The sequence below is a fragment of the Priestia veravalensis genome, assembly GCF_001457055.1.
GTDB lineage: Bacteria > Bacillota > Bacilli > Bacillales > Bacillaceae_H > Priestia > Priestia flexa.
Genome location: NZ_KQ758627.1, coordinates 255,102 through 274,999 on the forward strand (window position 1 = coordinate 255,102; position 19,898 = coordinate 274,999).

Consider the following 19,898-nt stretch of genomic DNA (forward strand, 5'->3'; position numbering starts at 1 on the left):
TTAAGAAATTGTCATTAATACATCGCCTTCATTTACAAAGTCTCCTACACCGACTAAAATTGCATCAACTATTCCTTCTTCACTGCTTTCAATTGGAATTTCCATTTTCATCGATTCAAGAATAATTAATACCTGACCTTTTGTCACAGAATCTCCTTCTGATACATGAATATTTAACACCATTCCCGCCATCGTTGCTGTCGTTTCTTTCATTTTTAGTCCTCCTTTTTTATTTCAAAACTTCTGTCAATACCGCTGTATTGTATTTTCCAGCTACATACTGCTCTGCATTTAATAATTGTTTAAACAACGGTAAGTTTGTTTTAACCCCTTCAATTGATGCCTCAGTAAAATATGCTTTAGCAAGCTCAATTGCGTTTTCTCTCGTACGACCAGTGACAATAACCTTCGCAATCATTGGATCATAAAAAGGTGTTACTTTGTCTCCGCTATCATAACCTGCATCCACTCGAACATAAGAACGCTCTGGAAGCGAAAACTGCGTAATTTGTCCAGGAGCCGGTAAAAACGTTACAGGGTCTTCTGCGTATACTCGAAACTCTACCGCGTGGTTGGTAAGCTGAACCTCTTCTTGTTGCAAAGGTAGCGCGTCGCCTCTAGCAACTAAGAGTTGCCACTTTACAAGGTCTAGTCCCGTCACTTGCTCTGTAATGGGATGTTCAACTTGAAGTCTAGTATTCATTTCTAAGAAATAGAAATTTTCCTGCGCATCCACAATAAATTCAATAGTGCCAGCATTATAATACTGAACTGCCTTAGCAGCAGCGACGGCCGTCTCATACATACGTTGTTTTGTATCAATAGATAGCGATGTTGCCGGAGCTTCTTCAATCACTTTTTGGTTGCGACGCTGTACGGAACAATCTCGTTCAAAAAGGTGCACTGCATTTCCAAGCTGGTCTCCAAAAATTTGAACTTCTATATGCCTTGCATCCGTGATTAGCTTTTCAATAAATACTTCTTCATGGCCGAAATATGCTTTAGCTCTCGCTTTTGTGGATTCATATGTCGTACGCAGTGATTTTTCATCATCACAGCGTACCATTCCAATGCCTCCACCGCCACCGCTAGCTTTCAACATAACGGGATAACCAATAGCTTGAGCTATCTCACACGCTTCTTCAATATCAGCTACAGCCCCTTCGCTTCCAGGCACAACGGGAACGCCTGCTTCTTTCATAATTTTTCTAGCCCTTACTTTATCACCCATATCCGCTATAACTTTTGGCGATGGTCCAATAAAAACAAATCCTTCTTCTTCCACGCGCTTGGCAAATGTGCTATTTTCCGATAAAAATCCGTAGCCTGGATGAATTGCATCAACGTTTTCTTGATGAGCAATTTCTAACAAGCGCTCAATATTTAAGTACGATTTTTGAACAGGAGGTTCTCCAATTTCATAAGCAACTGTAGCAGCTTTAACATAAGGTAGATTTTCATCGGCCGTAGAGTGAACAGCAACAGTTTGTATATTCATCGTATGACAAGTTTTAATAATACGATGAGCAATTTCGCCTCGATTAGCGATTAAAACTTTTTTCATTGTATTTCTTCTCCCTTCGCTGCAGTATAAAATATTCTCAAGTCTATTCAAAACCATGGTATGATAAGACTAAAAGAGAAAAAAATCTCCCAAAACGTATAATTCTACAATTTTCTTAAAATCCCTTTGTTTTTTTGTAAACGCTTACTTTTTTTATTCTCATCTATCTATCCTATATTTAAAAATTTATTCATATGCTATACAAGCAGCTCATTTCTAAGGAGTGATTGATAATGTATGAGGTACAGCAGTTGCGAATTAACTATAAAACACTTGAAGAATTTAAGCAGTTTAAGCAATACGGGCTCCAAGAATTGTCCATGTTAGAAGAATTAAATGCCCAAATATCTGAAAACGAAATTCATTCTCCATTCTACGGCATTTACATTGGAAATCGTCTTGTAGCTCGAATGAGTTTATACCGACAGTCTAAAAAGCATGATCACTACTTCAAGCCACACCAGCCTTACCTTGAAGTATGGAAACTCGAAGTACTCCAAGAATTCCAATCAAAAGGACTAGGTACGAGATTAATTGAATACGCTAAATCTTTTAACTTGCCTATTAAAACAAACCCACGAGTTCATTCCAATCAGTTTTGGACAAAAATGGGCTTTGTTCCGGCTGCTTATGATTTAGAGCGAGATTTAGGAGAAAACCCAATGCTTTGGTGTCCAGAAGGCGTATCAACCTCAAAATAATAGATAATATAAAAAAGCCCTTGAACCTTCTCTATCTTTGAGCTACACCGCGATAAAGAGTCAAGGGCTTTTATATAAATGAAGTGCTACGCTTTATTATTTATTTTCAACTCGTTCTAAATTACCGTTTTTCTCCATTTGAAATTTAACTTTTCTACTTTTTTCATCTTCTTTTAGAACAACCATCTTACGAGCTCTTTCCATAATTTCAATCAGTGCTTTATAATCTTCTTCCACCGTATATAAGTTACTTTCCAACACTTTTTTCTCTTTTTCAAGAACCGTTACTTTTTCCTGTAACTGTTCAAGTTTATGCTGCAACTCCTCATTTGCTTCCAGCAACTCACTCGACTGCTGCTGAATTTGTTCAATCGACTCTAAGTAACGAATAACCTCACTTAACGACGTAATCGATTGACCATCTATATATGAGAAGCGCACGGGCTGTTCTTCATCTTTTGTGATCACGCGTGATTTTAGCTGTTTGCGTTGAATCTTCGCTATGTCAATACCAGTTTTGTATTGTTTGCGCACAAAAGAATTCCAGCGAAAGCCACAAGCTGCTGATGTTCGCGAAAGTTTCTTTCCCACTTCTTCAAATGCAGCAAGTTGTGTGCCACCTTCACGTATATGACGCAATACAATTTCAGCTAGTAGTAAATCTTCATCTTGAGTCCATGCATCTTGACGAGAAGAAGTCATTTTTCTATCCCTCCTTATCCGTACTTATTAAATAAGTATGCAACTACTAGATAAGATAGACTATTGTTCAACTTCTCAAGGCAGAAATTCTTAACTTGCCTTTTTCAAGATACTTTATTCATGCAATCAGCTTTATTAAGCCTTCTTTTGAAGTCGATTATTAACCGCTTGCTTGTGTTCTTCACTTTCCCAAAGCAAGCTACAATGATCAATTTCTGCTTCCATTCGTTCCCACAAACCAACTTGGCTCCATTTTGCAATCGGCATTTGCTTATATGCAGTCAGCACAGCGCTAGACTTTGTAATAATTGGAAGTAACCACTCTTCACAGCGCATCGCTAGCTCTTGGTATGACGTTACATAAGATAAAAAGCCGACCTGCTTGGCACGCTCCACGCTGTAGATTTGAGAGCTTGTCAACATTTCCATTGCATCTGAGTAACGAAGCTTTTCAAATAAAATCGTGCCGCCCCCCCAACCCGTTGTAATACCTAAGTCTCCTTGTATAAAACCAAACTCACTATGAGCTGCGCTGATGCGAAAATCACAAGCAATCGCAATTTCACACCCGCCCCCAACTGCTGTGCCGTTTAATAAAGCTACCGTGGGTTTTGGTAATATAAGCAATTCATATAAAATTCTTCCCATTCTCTTTAACATACTCTCCGCTTCAGCCGCCGTTTCAAGGGCATGAAAAGCTGAAATGTCTCCACCACTACAAAAGGCTTGTGAACCCGCTCCTGTAATTACCAACGCTTTAATATGAGGATTCGCTTTCACTTCAGATATAGCCTTCTCTAAAGAAGTCATCACCTCATAATCCACAGCATTTCGTTTCTCGGGGCGATTAATAACAAATGTGCTAATGCCGTTGTTATCTACAAAAAACTTTGTCTTTACCAATGTCTGTTCCCCCTTTTTCATCTTCACTCAACTTTTTCATAAGTAAAGAATTCGAGAAGCGAAATATAAACTCCTGCATCTTCCCTTAGAAAAGCAGTCATCACAAACCTTAAAGAACGTTTTAATGCAAAAATAAAAGACCCTTCAACAGGGTCTTTTATTTTTGCATTATTTGTTTACTACGTCATTTCCTTTGTAAGTACCACAAGCCTTACATACACGGTGTGATAGTTTCATCTCGCCACAATTTGAGCACTCTACCATACCAGGAACTTGTAGTTTAAAGTGCGTACGACGCGTTCTTTTCTTCATTTTAGATGTTCTTCTAAAAGGTACAGCCATTATTCCCACCTCCTTAAAAGAGTTTTTAATCATATGAAGGCCCGAAAGCCGGATCTTCTCGTTAGTTATTTTCTTTGTTTTTAAAGAAATTTTCTAATACCGCTAAACGTGGATCGACTTTTTCCTGTTGCTCTTCTTCCGTTACAACTTCCCAATCTTTTCCTGATTGAGGAGCAGCACCTTTCTGTTGTTGATCATCACTAAAAACTTGAAGAGGAATTTCCACAATAATTAATTCCTTAATAAGTGGAATTAAATCCACTACTTCACCTTCAACGACTCTCATTTCACCGTCATCTTCATAATCGGCGTCACTATTGAACAGAAAAGTTTCCGTTGCTTCAATAGAAAAAGGATACGGAACATCGACTAATGTACGAGCACAAGGCAATGTCATTTCTCCAGAAATTTTTAGATGAAATGTGACTTTTGAAGAACTAATATCAGCTCTTCCTTTCACATGTACATCTGACATGCGACGAATCTGTGGATCGGTATTAACAAATTCCTTACCGTCTACGATTTCGTCAAAAGTTAATCCTTTATTTTGCAACTGGTACAACTGATGTATTGTCCATTTCATTGTTAATCACCTCAAGGCAACAAAGGTTATTATAGCTTTCACAAGATTATTTGTCAATATTTTTTCTTTACACTATAATGTACTTAAATTTATTTTTTTCTTTTCATAATCCTTACGCTAAAACTGTTCAATCGCACTTGAAAATTTAATAAAAGGAGACTCATTATGCAAGCTGTAGGAATTATAGTTGAATACAACCCTTTTCATAATGGCCATCATTATCATTTGCAAAGTGCAAAAGAAGAAACAAATGCTGATTGCGTTATCGCAGTGATGAGCGGTCACTTCTTGCAACGCGGTGAACCTGCTGTCGTATCAAAGTGGGCTCGTACGAAAATGGCTCTAAAAGCTGGTGCCGACCTTGTCATTGAACTACCTTATGCATTCTCTACTCAGCAAGCTGATACGTTTGCAAACGGTGCTGTAGCCATCTTAGAACATCTTAAAGCTTCGTATGTATGCTTCGGCAGCGAACATGGAAACACGCAGTCTTTTCTTAAATTCAGCAGACTTTTAAAGGAGCATGAACACGCTATAGATGAGCATGTACAAAGCTATTTAAAAGTTGGAAATAGCTACCCAAAAGCTCTTTCCCTTGCTATGAAAAACATTACTAATGAACAAATTGGTTTAAATATGGAACAACCAAATAACATTTTAGGCGTAAGCTATGTAAAGGCTATTGAAAAACAGCATGCATCTATTAAACCACATACGATTACTCGAATTCAATCCCATTATCACGATAAAATGCTTTCTGAGACGGAAATTACAAGCGCAACAAGTATTCGTCATGCTTTATTCCAAGATATCATTGATGTTAAGGACTTATCACGCTATATGCCTAACCCTGTTATTCAAGGTCTAAAAGATTATCAAACACAAATTGGCTTTTTACATAACTGGGAGCTCTATTTTCCATTTTTAAAGTATCAACTCATGACCCATTCACCCGAGTCTCTTCAAGCCATTTACGAAATTGAAGAAGGTATTGAATATCGCTTATTAAACGCCATAAAAGAAGCACTATCCTTTGAAGACTTTTTAAGTAAAGTAAAGACAAAGCGCTATACGCGTACACGCCTTCAACGGATGTGTGTTCACATTTTGACGAACACAAAAAAAAATGAACTATCCAAGTCGCCTTCAACCGCTTATATTCGATTGTTGGGCATATCTCAAATCGGCAGGCTGTATATGAAACAAATAAAAAAAGACGTGTCTGTTCCTATTGTATCCACTGTATCTCAATGTAAACACGTAGACTTATCACTTGATATAAAAGCTACAAATATCTATAGTTCACCTTTACAAGAGCCCATACGCTCTCAGTTTTTAAAACAAGAGTATACGCAGCCACCGATCATGATTTAAAAAGGCGGAGTAAGTCGGTACCGACTCACTCCGCCTTTTTTACTTTATCCAACTTTTCTAGATATTCAATCGCATCATTAAACGTATCAACTGGAACGATTTTCATATCGGTATCAATTTTTGCTCCCGCCTGTACGGCTTCCTTATAGTTCGAATTAGCCGCTCCTTGCTGATTAGGCGCAAAAAACACTTCTGCTCCCTCTTTATCCGCGGCCACAATCTTTTGAGAAATTCCTCCAATAGGACCTACAATCCCTTTATCGTTAATAGTCCCCGTACCCGCAATTTTATGTCCTTTTGTTATATCTTCTTTTACAAGCTGATTATAAATTTCAAGTGAAAACATCAAGCCTGCAGAAGGTCCACCAATCTTTTCAGTATCAATCTCTACATCTGGCTCTACGTCCACTTCGCGACTGGTTTCTAAGGATATTCCTAACCCAAAGCGCGTTTGATCATCTGGAAATGAGGCTAGAGGAAGCTCTACTATTTTTTCTTCATCATTTCGTAAGATGGTTATCGCAACCTTATCCCCTTTTTTCTTCTTCGCTACGTATTCAATTAACTCCTCTGCTGTCTCAATAGTTTGACCATCTACTGCCTTTACAATATCTCCAATTTTAAGCTTGCCATAAGCAGGCATATCCGGTACTACTGTAACAATATAAACACCTTTATTCTCAAACTTAATTTCTTTGTTTGCCGCATTGTATGCAACAATGACGGCCGCATCTTTGGACGTATCCATCATATGTAATTGCCTTACCGTATAATCGCTATCACTTTCTCCTTGCTGCAAAATATCTTCTTCAGGATACAAGTGATGAAAGTCTTGAATATGAGCCATAGCATACGATAAAGGCGTCGCCCTTCCCATTCGAACCGTGGTTAACATAAAGGCCCCTTGCTCTTCATACCCTCCTTGCACATTAATAATAGGCTTTAGCTCCTGTGCTATGCCAGGCTTTGTAATATAATAAGGTAAGGGATAAAAAAATAACATAGCAATTGTTAGCACTAATGCTATGTAGGATAAAATTCTAACTCTTTTCTTCACCTGTGTGATTCTCCTTCCACTTTTCAATAGCTTCTTGAATAAACGGTAGATGCTCAATTGCAGCTTGTTCACCGATTTCAATAATTTCTTTAATATCTGTAAACGCTCGCGAACTAAACGTTTCTACTTTAGGGCGAAGCATTACATCAGACGCAATTGCTCGATTTATTACAAGCTCGTCTTGAAGAATATCTAGGCTCTGTAAAATAACGTCAAAAATTGATGTGATTTCTGCATTTCTTTTCACATGAGAGACATCGACTGCAAGCACAATATCTGCTCCCATCTCTCGTACAATGGATACCGGAATCCGATCGATGACCCCGCCATCTACTAGCAAGCGTCCATTTACATTCTCTGGTGCAAAGATACCTGGAATGGAAATGCTTGCTCTTACAGCTTGTGCAACTGAGCCCGTTTTGAAAATGACTTTCTCCCCAGCTTTTAAATCCGTAGCCACAATGGCAACTGGAATATTTAAATCTTCAATCTTTTTATTTTTGGTTAGGGCTTTTACCAAGGATTTAATACGATTCCCCGCAATAAATCCCATTTTAGGGATTGTAAAATCTAAATAATATTTTCTTTTAAAGGTAAGTGCCATTTTATATAGTTGACTTATTTCCGTACCAGATGCATACATAGCCGCAACCAAAGCACCCATGCTGCTACCCGCCAAATAGTGAATAGGGATATTGTTTTCCACCAGAACTTTAATGACCCCAAGGTGAGCAAACCCTCTTGCTCCTCCTGACCCCAATGCCAATCCAATCGTTGGGCTTTTCATAGTTAGGCCCCCTTACTAATCACTTGTTTTATTCAGTATATACGTCTGCCGCTATAAAGTGAAACTTGAGCACGTAAATAATCATTTTTATCTTTAGCTTAACCAAGAAAGTAGAGAAAGAAAACGTGGTCTAAACGATTAATTAGCATAAATTGGACTAACCAATTCGTATATTGATATATAGAACATGTACCTGCTGTATCGTATGCAGTTTAAAAGGAGAGGGAATAGAATTGAATAAATCCATGTTAAAAACGATTGTGTTAGGAGGAACCGCTTTAACGCTTACCTTTGCCTTACTCACTTATCCAAAAGAAGCACTGGAAGCCTCAGTGCGAGGATTAAATACATGGTGGAAGGTCGTATTTCCATCATTATTGCCTTTCTTTATTCTTTCCGAATTATTGATTGGATTCGGAGTTGTCCGCTTTATCGGATCAATATTAGAACCTTTGATGCGCCCATTATTCCGAGTTCCAGGGGTTGGAGGATTTGCGTTAGCAATGGGAATGGGTTCTGGATTCCCTTCCGGAGCAAAGATCACCGCTCGATTACGGCAAGAAGAACAGTTATCAAAAACGGAAGCTGAACGCCTTGTTTCTTTCACCAACTCCTCAAACCCTATATTTATCTTTGGAGCAGTTGCGGTCGGCTTTTTTAGCAATGCAGCAATGGGGATAATCCTTGCTTTTGCACACTATCTCGGAAACATTCTAGTAGGACTTGTTATGCGCTTTTACGGAAAAAAGGCTGATACAACGTATTCTGCTTCCACTCAGCGTCCGTCTCTTATTCAAGCCTTTAAAGAAATGCACGAAGCCCGCATAAAAGATCAAAGGCCCATTGGTAAGCTTTTAGGTGATGCTGTGTTATCATCAGTTCAATCTTTATTAATGATCGGTGGATTTATTATTTTATTTTCTGTTTTAAACAAGCTGCTGTTTGTCATGAACATTACAACGTTTATAAGCAGTAATCTTTCATATTTATTTAGTTTACTTCAACTTTCAACGGCACTAAGCCTTCCCTTTATATCAGGACTTTTTGAAATCACAATGGGCAGTCAATTGACTAGCCAAACAGCAGAATCCACTCTATTTCAACAAGTCATTATTGTCAGCTTTATCCTAGGCTTCAGTGGTTTTTCTGTTCACGCTCAAGTTGCCAGTATTCTTGCTGAAACAGATATTCGATTTTTCCCATTTTTTTGTGCACGCTTGATGCACGGACTATTTGCTAGTATCCTTGCTATCTTAGCATGGAAACCTTTTGAACAAAATATTCTATCTCAGGCTCAGTGGTCTCCACACGCTTTGCCTACTTTTTTGCAGGAAGGCACAACGAGCTGGAGCCAAATCTACTTTGAATTTTGCACCCTATATGGGCCAACGTTTACCATTTTATTGCTATTCACTTATTCCTTGTTATATATGAAACGTCACTTTCCGCTAAAATAAACGACAAAAACGCCATCCATTCCTATAGCAAGCTAAAATAAACGTTTGCGTAAGAATGTAATGGCGTTCTATCAATTAGCTGAAAACTTCTTAGAGAGCGCTTCTTTCACAACCGGAGGCACAAGCTCTGATATATTGCCACCATATTTAGCAACTTCCTTTACAATGCTAGAACTTAAGAAAGAATATTGATTATTCGTCATCATAAACAATGTTTCAATCTCTTTATCTAACACACGGTTTACAGATGTTATCTGCATTTCATATTCAAAATCCGATACCGCTCGTAAACCGCGTAAAATAGTGCTAGCTTGCTTTTGTTTTGCATATTCCATCAGCAAGCCACTATACGATTCTACTACTACATTTGGAATTGATTCTGTTACTTGCTTTAGTAGTTCAATTCGCTCTTGCACTGTAAACAATGGGTTCTTGGATGAGTTGTTTAATACAACAACATACAACGTATCAAACACGTTTGAGCCTCGCTTAATAATGTCTAAATGACCGTTCGTTACAGGATCAAAGCTCCCTGGGCAAACTGCTATGCTCCCCATAAAAATCCCCTTTCTCTTACGTAAAACAATTGTTATACTTCTTCAGGTTGCTTATATGTATAAATTGATACACCGATAATTCCATAGTTTTCACTTTTTATCTTTTCGAACTCATTAATTTCATCTGGAAGCACTACGTCATTTGCATGTTCTGCAACGATGACACCTGAGGATTGCAACAGTTTATGCTTACTAATTGTTTCGATAAGCGATTTCAACTTTTGTGCCTTGTACGGTGGGTCGAGTAAAATTAAGTCAAACTGTAGCTCTCGCTTAATGATGGCTTTTAGTGCTCTTTCAGAATCGTTGCGATATACTTCTGCTTGCTCTTGTAAACTACATGTTTGCAAATTACTTTTTATCGTTTGAATAGCTTTACCGTCTCGATCTACGAAAATTGCTCGGTCTATTCCTCTGCTTAGCGCTTCAATACCTAAGCCTCCACTGCCTCCAAATAAGTCAAGAGCTATTCCACCTTCAAAAAAAGGACCAATCATATTAAAAATAGCTTCTTTTACTTTATCTGTTGTAGGACGAGTGGAATTACCTGGGACTGCTTTTAACGAATGCCCTTTACAGCTTCCAGCTACTACTCTCATGTCTATCACTACCTTACTTTTACTTGCTTATTCTTCATTATCCTAACACAAAATTAACTATAAAAACTAGCGGAAATAAACTTTTTCCATTTTTATGGTACAAAGCGACGTAAACAATGACAGGAATAGAAGTTTTACTCCCAGTATGTATAAAACAAGAATTAGAGGACATACTACTTACCAACAACATCATCGAACCGATGTTGTTGCCAACCGCGGAGAAGGCTTACGTTTCCCCATAAGTTCTTCCTCCGGTTTCTCCTCTCCCTTTGCCTTCGTAAGCAACAATGCAGTCTATACTGAGATTGCATGAGCTTAATTGAAGGACCCTGTGATGCGTAGTTACAGGGCTTTTTTTTATTTACTCTGCAAAAATTCAATGTTACATTAAACTTGACTGTAAATAAAACGAAAGGAGATTAAGGATGATTCAACGTTTTATTGAGCTTGGACAAGGTTACTCAGATATCTATGAACTATTCGAAATTGCAAAGCACAATACGCACCGCCTACAGCACTTTATCATGCTGCGTACCGTGATAGACAATCAGCCAAAAGCATCGTTCGTTGTTGTGTTACATCCAACAACTGAAGGGAAATTCCAGCCTCTTTATGTTTGTCGAGAAGGAATTACTCTATCAGAAACGAAAGCAAATAAACGCGTCGAGCTGTTTGAACAATTAGCTAATTCCTTAGATAAAAATATAATTGTATTAGACGTTAAGCCGTCTACAATGTTTTCAGAAACAGAACTTTATTACCAACATTTAATTGGCATTTTGCGTATGAACCGATATATTTCACCCTTGCAATAAACGTACATAAAAAAGAGTTTGGGACATAACAAAATGATGGCTTCTAAAAGACGAACACTAGCTGTTCCCATCTCTTTGATTTGTCTCAACTCGTTCGTTCCATTGCGCTACGGCCACTCGCTTTCCGCGGGGAGGAACCTGAGCTTCTTCGCTGCGCTGGATCTCCGTTTTCCCTCTCTTCCCCGCAGGAGTCGAGTGTCCTACGCTCCATTCCACCCTGTTTCCAACATTGTTTTCACAATCAACAAAAAACCTGAACGATTAAAAGTTATGAACTCTCAATCGTTCAGGTATAGTAAGGACTGAACTACTTATGTCCCAGCCTCTTTTTACTATATACCAATCTTGTAGTCGTACTCTTTTGCTTTATCGGGCTTTGAATTTTCAAATTCAGTTTTTAATTCTGGTCGGTAAGAAAGCAATATTTTTTTCACAAAAGGTAGCGACTGAATACGCTCCATTGTCTTTTCAATTCCATCCTGATTGCAATACAACACAACGTATTTTAGTTCTCTTGAAACATACTGTACATTTCCATACTTACGAAGTGCTTTTGCTTGCTTCACAGAATGCACATATGCAATAAGTCCTTGACGATTAACAAACATAATAGCTTCCCCTTTTACATAGGTTAAAATAGTTTTATATGAAACTGAAGTAGGTGAGTTATGTATGACGTTAGATGACGTTTGGTCTTCCTTTTTTTCTCATTTTACTAGGAATAAATTAATTGAACAAGTAGAAAAAAAAGAAATTACGCATGTTCCGTTCCTTTACATTACATCAAGCAAAGGTGATCGGCATCAAATTGAAAAATGGATTCATATAGCCTCTGAGACAGCTACCACAAATGCAAAAGTAACGTGGCAAACGGAGTTTGTTCGCCACGCCACTTCAATATACGTCTACCGTCACCGCTTCTTTGTTCCTCAAAGAAAATCATTCTGTTGTGGAAACGTGTGCGGTACCGATTGTACGCGACTGAGGTTGTAACGCTTAGGCGCTACAGCCGCAGCTTCCACCGGCTCCACATCCTCTGCCACATCTGCTTCCTGTATCGAAAAATGGATTGCCTGTTGGAACTTTTATATGTTCTGACACAGATTGTCCAATAATAACACTAATCTCATCTAAAAGCTTTTGTAGCTCATTTTCCGCTTTTTTAAACGCAGCAATCGTATGCTGTAAATCTACAGAGCGCTTAATATCGCGCATTTGCTTTGTAATGGATTTATAATCGGGATGATATTTACCAAACCGCTGGACATCTTCGTATTGCTCTTTCATTTTACCGAATTCAGCAATTAATTTCTGAGCTTCTGTGTCTTTATTTAATCTATTTAAACATTCGCGATAATGTTCAGCTACGTCCGAATGCAAAACCATATTTGCTAGCGCATCAGACTCATCAAGTAGCTCAATTGTTCTCATTGTTGTGAGCATCGTAAATATACACCTCCTGCTTTATCTTATCATGTTTCAGTTTCAAAAGAAAAAGAACATGCAACATTTTATTACATGTTCTTTTCATTTATACAATTTTAATTGTAAAAGATTCTTTTAAATCGTAACTTTCTTGCTCATTTTTCATCAGCTCAATCGTAATTTGATGAGAACCTTTTGGCAGTGCTTTAATGACAAAAGCAGCTTGCTTAATAGGATTGATTGCTTTACCGTCAACTTTCACTTCAAGAAAACCGTTACCATCGTTAAATGAAAATCCGTTAATAATACATTCAACATATACATTGGCACCTCTTACATGCTGATGTACTACTAATTGTTTCTCTGTACCTATCGTTTCCATGGCAGCTTGGCCTGAAAAGCTTACCATTTCTTTATTTGTTTCCGGCTTTGGCTTATCATTCTGACACCCTACAAGTGAAAAGATACAAGCTAGCAAGCATAATATAACACGCATTCAGATCATCCTTTGCAAATGTTTTATGCTTAGCTTTCGCACTAGGGTTCTTTTTTACTCAAAAAAAGCTTCGCAAAGACGAAGCTTTCTAACAAATTATTGATTTCTCATCGACTGAAACATGTGAAACATCATGTTTGCCATCTGAATAGAGTTTGAAAATTTTTCAACTTTATGAGGAATCGTCTGCTTATAATAGGTTTTTGACTCTAAGTCAAACTTTTCTAATTCATCTGGGTTTCTTGTCAAGCGACGATACCACATCGGCTGCTCCCGAATGAATTCATTCAGTTTTGGCTTAGAGCGGATATACTCATATACATCTTCCCGCATAATCTCCTAGTCCTTCCGAAAGCCAAATGGATTTCTTGGACCAGATGGCGTGCTGCGCGTTAATGATTTTGGTGATTGAAATTGCTGCAACACCTGCTGGATATTGGTAATGGCTGAATTAATATTTGTGATATGATTTTGCATTTGATCTAAGTCCATATTTTTGAAGGATGATACAATTGTGGACATGATGTCTTTTTTACTCTCTGCTTCTTCTGCCGTCTCTGGTTCTGTTTTCTCACCTTCAGAGCGATAAGTATCCCATATGGAATCTTCAGCCCCGAATAAGTACCAGTCTTCATATAGCTCTTTCCACGTTTTTCTTTGCGTTCGAACTTCTTCCACTAGCTTCGGATGTGCTTTAACAAAGTTTTTAAATTCTACAACAGATGGATGAACCTCTCGTTTTGTCTCATTCACAGTCACTCACCTCATACATATTAGCCTACTATAGTGTAGAATATGAGGGCTTGTTTGGTTCGCCTATTTTTTAATTTTTTTCATAAGCATGCTGTTTTTTTTGAAGCGGTAAAACCGCTAATATGTATGCTAACAAAATTGAAAAGATGCTCAACCAAAACGTAAAGTAACCAATTTGAGGGATATAGTCATTTAGCATGCTATACCTTGGCATCATAAAAAACACATAGTCGATAATGTCATTATGTAAAGTCCAAACAGCTGCAATTGCTAAATGCCAAAGCTTAATTCTGTAAAACGGTGAATACAATAAACCTTGAACAGCCATAGCACCGTGTGATCCCATAAGCATAAGCATGATGGCATCCATTTGCCCTGTTGTCAAATAGACAAGGAGATTCATTACAACTGCCCAAATTCCATATTTAAATAGCGTAATCATTGCTAAAGCTTCAAATAGTGGAAGTTGTTTTTTTAATAAAAAACCAATTAAAACAATAACAAAAAACAAGCTTGCTGTCGGACTATCTGGAACAAACAAAAGGAAACGAGCAGGAGTTTGTGACAGCTGATTCCCATACCAAATATAACCATAGATTGTTCCCAAGATGTTGACGATTAGTAAAAATGTTAAAAAACGCTTATCTTTTAACGTATACCAAAACCAACTCAACGTGAACACCTCTCTTTCGCTTCATATGAATTACGATATGACAATTTCTTCATCATTATAAAGTTATTTTCCATAAAAAAAAATACCTATTCATAGCGAAGCTATAAATAGGTATTTTTTTATTCTTCTTTCCCTATATTTGCTATAAACTCAGACAGCGTCTTTAACTCCTCATCCGAACCTTTAAAAATGCCAGCAGGCATACTACCTTGACCATTTTTAGCAATATCTGCGATTTCTTCAGCAGATAAATCTAATCCTGTTAGCGCTGGTGCTGCAGGTCCTCCCTGAAGATTTTCACCATGACAGGTTAAGCACGTCTGCTCTTGCATAATTTTGTAGCCGTCTGCTTCCGTATCAATCGCTACTTCTTCACGGATTTCCCCCTGAGCTTCTTTTGCTTCCCAATCCACACTTACAACTGACTCCCACGTTAAGTAAAATACCGCGGCTACTCCTAATAACATAAAGCCTGTTGCTAGCGGGCGCTTTGCTGGCCTTCTTTCAGGACCTCGATCAAGAAACGGTGCAAGCATGAGCGCACCAAAAGCGATACCTGGAATAATAAAGGCTCCAATAGCGTTATATGGACCTGAAGCATACGTATACTTTAAAAGCTGGTATAAAAACAAGAAATACCAGTCTGGTAATGGCAGGTATCCCGTGTCAGTCGGATCTGCAATCCGCTCCAATGGAGAAGGATGCGCGATAGTTAAACAAAGATAACCAATTAAAAAGACCGCACCTACCATCCATTCCTTTAATAAAAAGTTTGGCCAAAATGCTTCCGTTTTACCTGGAAATTCCGAATAGTCTTTTGGAATATTCGGTTTTCTTTCAGCAGGTACACGTGAGTCACCGACGAATTTCATCCCTTTACCACGATGCATGCCGATTCTCCCTCCCTTTCTTCACATATTTCTCACATATAAATTAAATTTTTTAACTTATAGTGGACCAGAAATACCTTGTTTACGAATCATTAAGAAGTGAGCACCCATTAATCCCAGCAAAGCACCAGGTAAGAAGAAGACGTGAATCGCAAAGAATCGAGTAAGCGTCTGGGCACCAACAATATCTGGATGTCCTGATAACAACGTTTTTATTTGTTGACCAATAATTGGCGTGGACTCAGCTATTTGTAGCCCTACTTTTGTAGCAAATAGCGCTTTCATATCCCATGGCAATAAATAGCCTGTAAATCCTAAACCTAACATAACGAAAAAGATTAAAACTCCTACAATCCAGTTTAGTTCTCTTGGCTTTTTATATGCTCCTTGGAAGAAAACCCGAAGTGTATGTAGAAACATCATGACAATAACAAGGCTAGCTCCCCAATGATGCATACCACGAACAATTTGACCAAATGCAACTTCATTTTGTAAATAATAAACAGATTCCCATGCATTTTTAATATCCGGTACATAGTACATCGTTAAAAACATACCAGATAAAATTTGAATAACGGTTACAAAAAACGTCAGGCCACCAAAACAATAAACAAACGCTGAAAAGTGGTGAGCTGGATTGACGTGTTCAGGTACTTCATGATCGGCAATATCACGCCATAATGGGGTAATATCAAGCCGCTCGTCTACCCAATCATAGATCTTATTTAGCATGCTCTATGCCCCTCCCCGTGGTTTGGCTTTTCCAAGATACAATGTACCATCTTTTACTTTTTGTACGTATCCATCTAGCGGACCCATCGGTGGAGTGCCTGCTACGTTCTTTCCGTCTTTGTAATATCTTCCGTCATGACACGGACAGTAAAACTGGTTTGGATGTGCTTTGTCACCAGCCCAGTTAACAGTACAGCCTAAGTGCTTACAAATTGGTGATAGAGCTACAATTTCTCCATCTTTATCTTTGTAAACCCAAGCTGAACGCGGTTCTTCCGACTCATGCCAACCGTCAACTTGATTTACTTTAAAGTCAACACGCTTCGGTTCAGCTGTGATGTCATCCACTTGTGCGACAGCCACTAAATCCTGGTCTACCCCTTTTTTCAACACTGGATCAACCGCAAACCTTACCATTGGCATGAGCATACCGGCAGCCATAAACCCTCCTACACCAGTAAGAGTATAGTTTAAAAACTGTCGTCTTGATACCCGATGGTCTTTCTCACTCATGATATTCCCCCCTCTATTAAAAGCTCAGCCCCTTGAACATAGTGTGGAAACATGATGATTTTTTCTATTAAACTAGGACATTTTCATGATATATCAATATGCATGCAAGGTCAATATAAGCAACCCCTAAAACATGGAAATAACCTTTATTTTTCTAAATTTTTTGGTTATTTTTTGTTTGCGCTTCCATTCTTATCTTATTAAGGTTTAGCTTTTCCACTTTTCCAAGAAATCTGGAATAATTTGTTCAATTTGATTTGCAACTACTCTTTGCTTATGAGCTTCTTCCATATGCTCTAAAGGAAGCGTTGGAATCCATATTAACTTTGATTCTAGCTCTTGATCATAAGCAATCCAGTCACGGTCATTCGTTAAGAAAAAAATATGCTTTGTCTCGCTAATACTCACTTGATTCTTCCAATCTATCAGATTCTTGAGAGCATATTGAGCTCCTAATTGCTTTAAGTATGTAAAACTTGGTGCTAGTAGAACTCGTCCTTTAAATTGTCTTTCTAATTCTGATGTAATAATCGTTGTGTACTCGTTCATTGCTGCGGTTGTTTTCATGGCTGCTCCAAAATCAATTGGAATCAGCGGAATAATAATTGAATCTACATATTCTTTAGATTGTAGATATAATTCAACGTCTTTCACATGCCATTTCATTTACATTTCACCCCGTCATTGCTGTACATCTCTTTTTACATATGGAAAAAGAGATTGACTTTACTGCTACTGTAGCCAATCTCTTTTTGAATTATTTTGCTTGGTAATGCTTATTTAAATATGTCGTTAGACGCTCAAATTCTTCTCTGTTATTTTCGTCTAATGCTTTATCAATTAGCTCCATAACCTTTGAACGTTGGAAGCGTTGAATGGACTGTTCCAACACTTGCTCTGCAAAGAGCCGATCCTTTTCATTTGTTTGCACTGTTTTGGGCATATATGGGTTTTCTTCTAACACCGCAACATATTGTGTTGATGAATATAATGAGCGAAAATTAAGCTGAATATAAATGTCTTCATCACGATTTAATCGAATATCATGAAATGATTTTTCCGCATCCGTTGTCATGATGTTTTCTTTATAAAAGCGAAACGGTGAGTCTTCTACACAATGTGTTGACATGACCATTCCTCGAGGACAAAACTGCGCTTGCTCTACGAAGTGAACGCGCTGCATCAGTTGATCATGACTCATTAAATAGTTTAAAATCCATACACATTCTCGGCGTTTCAATTGATAATTTGTTAAAAACCAGCGAACAAATTCTTTCTTTTCGTTGACAGTAACAGGGGTCGTCATAGTCTCACTTCCCTCCTCTGTGTTTAATCACAGGTCTTAAACACCTTTTACAGATTAATATTCCACATGACAATTAGAAAATCCTTTGAACTATTATTTATTCTTCCAGTTGAAATAATATGTCTTGAATTTCAACTGATGATGGATCTAAGACTAGTAATTTTTTAAACATTTCTTTGGCTTTTTCTCTATTTCCTTCTTCCAGTAGGAAATAGCCGTACTCTTCAAGAAACGCATATTCATCTAAGAAAACGCGAGATGCTGCTTCATAATGAGTTGCTGCTTTTTCATATTCTTCCGTTTCCTGATAAGCTTTTGCCAAATCCCAGTCAAAGTTTGGGTCATGCTCATTGTATTCATTAGCATGGGTAATTAACTCAATGACTTCTTCATATTTCTCCTGGCTCATATATAGCTTAGATAATGTTAAAATTGCTTCAACATATCCCGGATCCAATGCAATGGCTTGTTTAAAAGCAGCTTCTGCCTCTTCTTCTATACCGCGCTTCAACGCAATTTTCCCTTTAAAGAAATAAAGTTCTTTTTGAAATTCATCTTGAGAAATTCCTTCATTGACTGCAGCTGCAGCTTCTTCAAGCAACTCTTCGTGCTCGTATGATTTTGCTAAATATAAATACAAAGAATGGTATTGAGGATCTAACTCTTTTAACTCTACAAACTTCTCAATAGCTGTTTGATAATGCCCAGCTTGATACGCTGAAAATGCGTATTCGAATAACGTGTTGATTTCTAGCTTGTCTTGTAACGCATCATGAAAATACGGTAGGGCCTCTTCGAATTTCCCAACTCCGCTTAAACTTTCTGCCAGACGCTGTCTTAAGTCAATTCCATTTAGTTCTTTATCTGTTTTTAATACCTCTTCAAAATAAGGAATAGATTGCTGATACATTCCTTGACTACTGTAGAATTCACCTAGTGCAAAATCAATTACTTTTTCAGTTGGCAATAGGCGTTTTGCTTCAAGTAGCTTTTGCTCACTTACTTCCGTTAAACCTTGCATTTGGTATAAATCCGCCATCAAGATTAAAGCTGCTACGTAATTTGAGTCAGTCGTTGCTACTTGACTTAAGATGTGAATAGCCTCTTCTTCTTCCTCTAAATCAATTAAAATCTCTGCTTTTAATAAATGGAGCTCACCTTCGGATGGATACTTCTTAATTAACTCGTCTACTAAAGGTAACGCTTCATTTACAAGTCCCCATTCGTGAAGCTGCTCAACCATTAAAAACTTTTCTTCGTCGGTTGCTTCATGCTTCAGCTCATTGATAAGCGCTAACCCTTTTTCAACTTCATTTTCCTCTACATATCGTATAGCACGATCTAATTTCGTCATCCTATAATCTCCTTTATCACTTCGTCTATATGTTTTCATCACTTAGTATGATCGATTGTATTTACTAATGGTTATAAACAAATTTGTTAGTAGTCCCTATAATAAATGAGATTACTGTTTTGTTCAACAAAACGGATTGAATAATAAGAGTTTGGGACATAACAAAATGATTGCTTCTAAAAGACGAGCACTCGCTGTTCCCATCTCTTTGGTTTGTCTCAACACGTTCGTTCCATTGCGCTACGGTCACTCGCTTTCCGCGGGGAGGAACCTGAGCTTCCTCGCTGCGCTGCGGGATCTCCGTTTTCCCTCTCT

Annotated in this window: 29 protein-coding genes; 5 read left to right on the forward strand and 24 right to left on the reverse strand. The window is 37.9% G+C overall.

The window, feature by feature from the left end:
- Together AS180_RS01280 and AS180_RS01285 are read right to left on the reverse strand one after the other, a co-directional pair.
- A complete protein-coding gene (locus tag AS180_RS01280; protein WP_025908828.1) occupies positions 1–213 on the reverse strand; it encodes a biotin/lipoyl-containing protein in 213 nt (70 codons plus the stop codon).
- A gap of 16 nt (positions 214–229) precedes the next feature.
- Complete coding sequence (locus tag AS180_RS01285; RefSeq protein WP_025908827.1) at positions 230–1,564, reverse strand: acetyl-CoA carboxylase biotin carboxylase subunit; 1,335 nt, start codon at positions 1,562–1,564, stop codon at positions 230–232.
- Between the two features lie 233 nt (positions 1,565–1,797).
- On the opposite strand from AS180_RS01285, the gene AS180_RS01290 reads away from it, so the two are divergent.
- A complete protein-coding gene (locus AS180_RS01290; RefSeq protein WP_242529394.1) occupies positions 1,798–2,265 on the forward strand; it encodes an N-acetyltransferase in 468 nt (155 codons plus the stop codon).
- Between the two features lie 96 nt (positions 2,266–2,361).
- Here the strand turns inward: AS180_RS01290 and AS180_RS01295 are convergent, their stop codons facing one another.
- From AS180_RS01295 to AS180_RS01310, 4 genes are all read right to left on the reverse strand, one after another.
- A complete protein-coding gene (locus AS180_RS01295) occupies positions 2,362–2,967 on the reverse strand; it encodes an RsfA family transcriptional regulator (RefSeq protein ID WP_025908825.1) in 606 nt (201 codons plus the stop codon).
- Between the two features lie 135 nt (positions 2,968–3,102).
- Positions 3,103–3,870, reverse strand: coding sequence for an enoyl-CoA hydratase/isomerase family protein (locus AS180_RS01300; RefSeq protein ID WP_025908824.1), 768 nt, complete (start codon positions 3,868–3,870; stop codon positions 3,103–3,105).
- Between the two features lie 168 nt (positions 3,871–4,038).
- Positions 4,039–4,212: a 50S ribosomal protein L32 gene (gene rpmF / locus AS180_RS01305; protein ID WP_025908823.1), complete on the reverse strand. Its 174-nt coding sequence runs from the start codon at positions 4,210–4,212 to the stop codon at positions 4,039–4,041.
- 61 nt (positions 4,213–4,273) lie between these two features.
- Positions 4,274–4,795, reverse strand: coding sequence for a YceD family protein (locus AS180_RS01310; RefSeq protein WP_025908822.1), 522 nt, complete (start codon positions 4,793–4,795; stop codon positions 4,274–4,276).
- A 165-nt stretch (positions 4,796–4,960) separates the two neighbouring features.
- Here AS180_RS01310 and AS180_RS01315 point away from each other — a divergent pair, with 165 nt between their 5' ends.
- Positions 4,961–6,169, forward strand: a complete 1,209-nt coding sequence (locus AS180_RS01315) for a nucleotidyltransferase (protein ID WP_025908821.1) — start codon at positions 4,961–4,963, stop codon at positions 6,167–6,169.
- A 25-nt stretch (positions 6,170–6,194) separates the two neighbouring features.
- Here the strand turns inward: AS180_RS01315 and AS180_RS01320 are convergent, their stop codons facing one another.
- Together AS180_RS01320 and AS180_RS01325 are read right to left on the reverse strand one after the other, a co-directional pair.
- The gene (locus tag AS180_RS01320) at positions 6,195–7,226 is read right to left on the reverse strand and encodes a SepM family pheromone-processing serine protease (RefSeq protein ID WP_025908820.1); all 1,032 of its coding nucleotides are present in this window, start codon (positions 7,224–7,226) and stop codon (positions 6,195–6,197) included.
- The gene (locus AS180_RS01325) at positions 7,210–8,013 is read right to left on the reverse strand and encodes a patatin-like phospholipase family protein (protein ID WP_062686243.1); all 804 of its coding nucleotides are present in this window, start codon (positions 8,011–8,013) and stop codon (positions 7,210–7,212) included. Before AS180_RS01325 ends, AS180_RS01320 begins: the two co-directional genes overlap by 17 nt.
- Positions 8,014–8,246: 233 nt before the next feature.
- Between AS180_RS01325 and ylbJ the strand changes: the two genes are divergently transcribed.
- On the forward strand, positions 8,247–9,470 hold the full coding sequence (gene ylbJ, locus AS180_RS01330) for a sporulation integral membrane protein YlbJ (RefSeq protein ID WP_025908818.1): 1,224 nt from the start codon (positions 8,247–8,249) through the stop codon (positions 9,468–9,470).
- A gap of 71 nt (positions 9,471–9,541) precedes the next feature.
- On the opposite strand, the gene coaD is transcribed toward ylbJ, so the two are convergent.
- Complete coding sequence (coaD, locus tag AS180_RS01335) at positions 9,542–10,027, reverse strand: pantetheine-phosphate adenylyltransferase (protein ID WP_025908817.1); 486 nt, start codon at positions 10,025–10,027, stop codon at positions 9,542–9,544.
- A 32-nt stretch (positions 10,028–10,059) separates the two neighbouring features.
- Positions 10,060–10,626 carry a 16S rRNA (guanine(966)-N(2))-methyltransferase RsmD gene (rsmD, locus tag AS180_RS01340; protein WP_062686245.1) on the reverse strand — a complete coding sequence of 189 codons (567 nt, stop codon included), beginning with the start codon at positions 10,624–10,626 and terminating at the stop codon, positions 10,060–10,062.
- Positions 10,627–11,051: 425 nt separating this feature from the next.
- Between rsmD and AS180_RS01345 the strand changes: the two genes are divergently transcribed.
- Positions 11,052–11,441, forward strand: coding sequence for a DUF7147 family protein (locus AS180_RS01345; protein WP_025908815.1), 390 nt, complete (start codon positions 11,052–11,054; stop codon positions 11,439–11,441).
- Between the two features lie 57 nt (positions 11,442–11,498).
- On the opposite strand, the gene AS180_RS22050 is transcribed toward AS180_RS01345, so the two are convergent.
- Positions 11,499–11,657 carry a hypothetical protein gene (locus AS180_RS22050; protein WP_156413418.1) on the reverse strand — a complete coding sequence of 53 codons (159 nt, stop codon included), beginning with the start codon at positions 11,655–11,657 and terminating at the stop codon, positions 11,499–11,501.
- 116 nt (positions 11,658–11,773) lie between these two features.
- Positions 11,774–12,049: a YlbG family protein gene (locus AS180_RS01350; protein ID WP_025908814.1), complete on the reverse strand. Its 276-nt coding sequence runs from the start codon at positions 12,047–12,049 to the stop codon at positions 11,774–11,776.
- Between the two features lie 64 nt (positions 12,050–12,113).
- On the opposite strand from AS180_RS01350, the gene AS180_RS01355 reads away from it, so the two are divergent.
- A complete protein-coding gene (locus AS180_RS01355; RefSeq protein ID WP_025908813.1) occupies positions 12,114–12,434 on the forward strand; it encodes a hypothetical protein in 321 nt (106 codons plus the stop codon).
- Between the two features lie 3 nt (positions 12,435–12,437).
- On the opposite strand, the gene AS180_RS01360 is transcribed toward AS180_RS01355, so the two are convergent.
- The 12 genes from AS180_RS01360 to AS180_RS22055 all read right to left on the reverse strand — a co-directional run.
- Positions 12,438–12,884: a YlbF/YmcA family competence regulator gene (locus AS180_RS01360; protein ID WP_062686247.1), complete on the reverse strand. Its 447-nt coding sequence runs from the start codon at positions 12,882–12,884 to the stop codon at positions 12,438–12,440.
- An 88-nt stretch (positions 12,885–12,972) separates the two neighbouring features.
- Positions 12,973–13,362 carry a hypothetical protein gene (locus AS180_RS01365; protein WP_025908811.1) on the reverse strand — a complete coding sequence of 130 codons (390 nt, stop codon included), beginning with the start codon at positions 13,360–13,362 and terminating at the stop codon, positions 12,973–12,975.
- Between the two features lie 96 nt (positions 13,363–13,458).
- Positions 13,459–13,695 carry a YlbE-like family protein gene (locus AS180_RS01370; RefSeq protein ID WP_025908810.1) on the reverse strand — a complete coding sequence of 79 codons (237 nt, stop codon included), beginning with the start codon at positions 13,693–13,695 and terminating at the stop codon, positions 13,459–13,461.
- 6 nt (positions 13,696–13,701) lie between these two features.
- Positions 13,702–14,115, reverse strand: a complete 414-nt coding sequence (gene ylbD / locus AS180_RS01375; RefSeq protein ID WP_025908809.1) for a YlbD family protein — start codon at positions 14,113–14,115, stop codon at positions 13,702–13,704.
- Positions 14,116–14,185: 70 nt separating this feature from the next.
- The gene (locus AS180_RS01380; protein ID WP_061784787.1) at positions 14,186–14,788 is read right to left on the reverse strand and encodes a lipoprotein heptaprenylglyceryl N-acetyltransferase LhaT; all 603 of its coding nucleotides are present in this window, start codon (positions 14,786–14,788) and stop codon (positions 14,186–14,188) included.
- Positions 14,789–14,907: 119 nt separating this feature from the next.
- Complete coding sequence (locus tag AS180_RS01385; RefSeq protein ID WP_025908807.1) at positions 14,908–15,678, reverse strand: menaquinol-cytochrome c reductase cytochrome b/c subunit; 771 nt, start codon at positions 15,676–15,678, stop codon at positions 14,908–14,910.
- A gap of 57 nt (positions 15,679–15,735) precedes the next feature.
- Positions 15,736–16,410: a menaquinol-cytochrome c reductase cytochrome b subunit gene (qcrB, locus tag AS180_RS01390; protein WP_025908806.1), complete on the reverse strand. Its 675-nt coding sequence runs from the start codon at positions 16,408–16,410 to the stop codon at positions 15,736–15,738.
- A 3-nt stretch (positions 16,411–16,413) separates the two neighbouring features.
- Entirely contained in the window at positions 16,414–16,923 is a 510-nt protein-coding gene (locus AS180_RS01395) for a ubiquinol-cytochrome c reductase iron-sulfur subunit (RefSeq protein ID WP_025908805.1), read from the reverse strand.
- Positions 16,924–17,130: 207 nt separating this feature from the next.
- Entirely contained in the window at positions 17,131–17,589 is a 459-nt protein-coding gene (locus tag AS180_RS01400; RefSeq protein ID WP_025908804.1) for a YpiF family protein, read from the reverse strand.
- Positions 17,590–17,680: 91 nt separating this feature from the next.
- Positions 17,681–18,229, reverse strand: coding sequence for a ReoY family proteolytic degradation factor (locus AS180_RS01405; protein WP_062686249.1), 549 nt, complete (start codon positions 18,227–18,229; stop codon positions 17,681–17,683).
- Positions 18,230–18,326: 97 nt separating this feature from the next.
- Entirely contained in the window at positions 18,327–19,583 is a 1,257-nt protein-coding gene (locus tag AS180_RS01410) for a tetratricopeptide repeat protein (RefSeq protein ID WP_025908802.1), read from the reverse strand.
- Positions 19,584–19,647: 64 nt separating this feature from the next.
- On the reverse strand, positions 19,648–19,898 hold a 251-nt coding region (locus tag AS180_RS22055; protein ID WP_197414227.1), incomplete at its 5' end, for a hypothetical protein.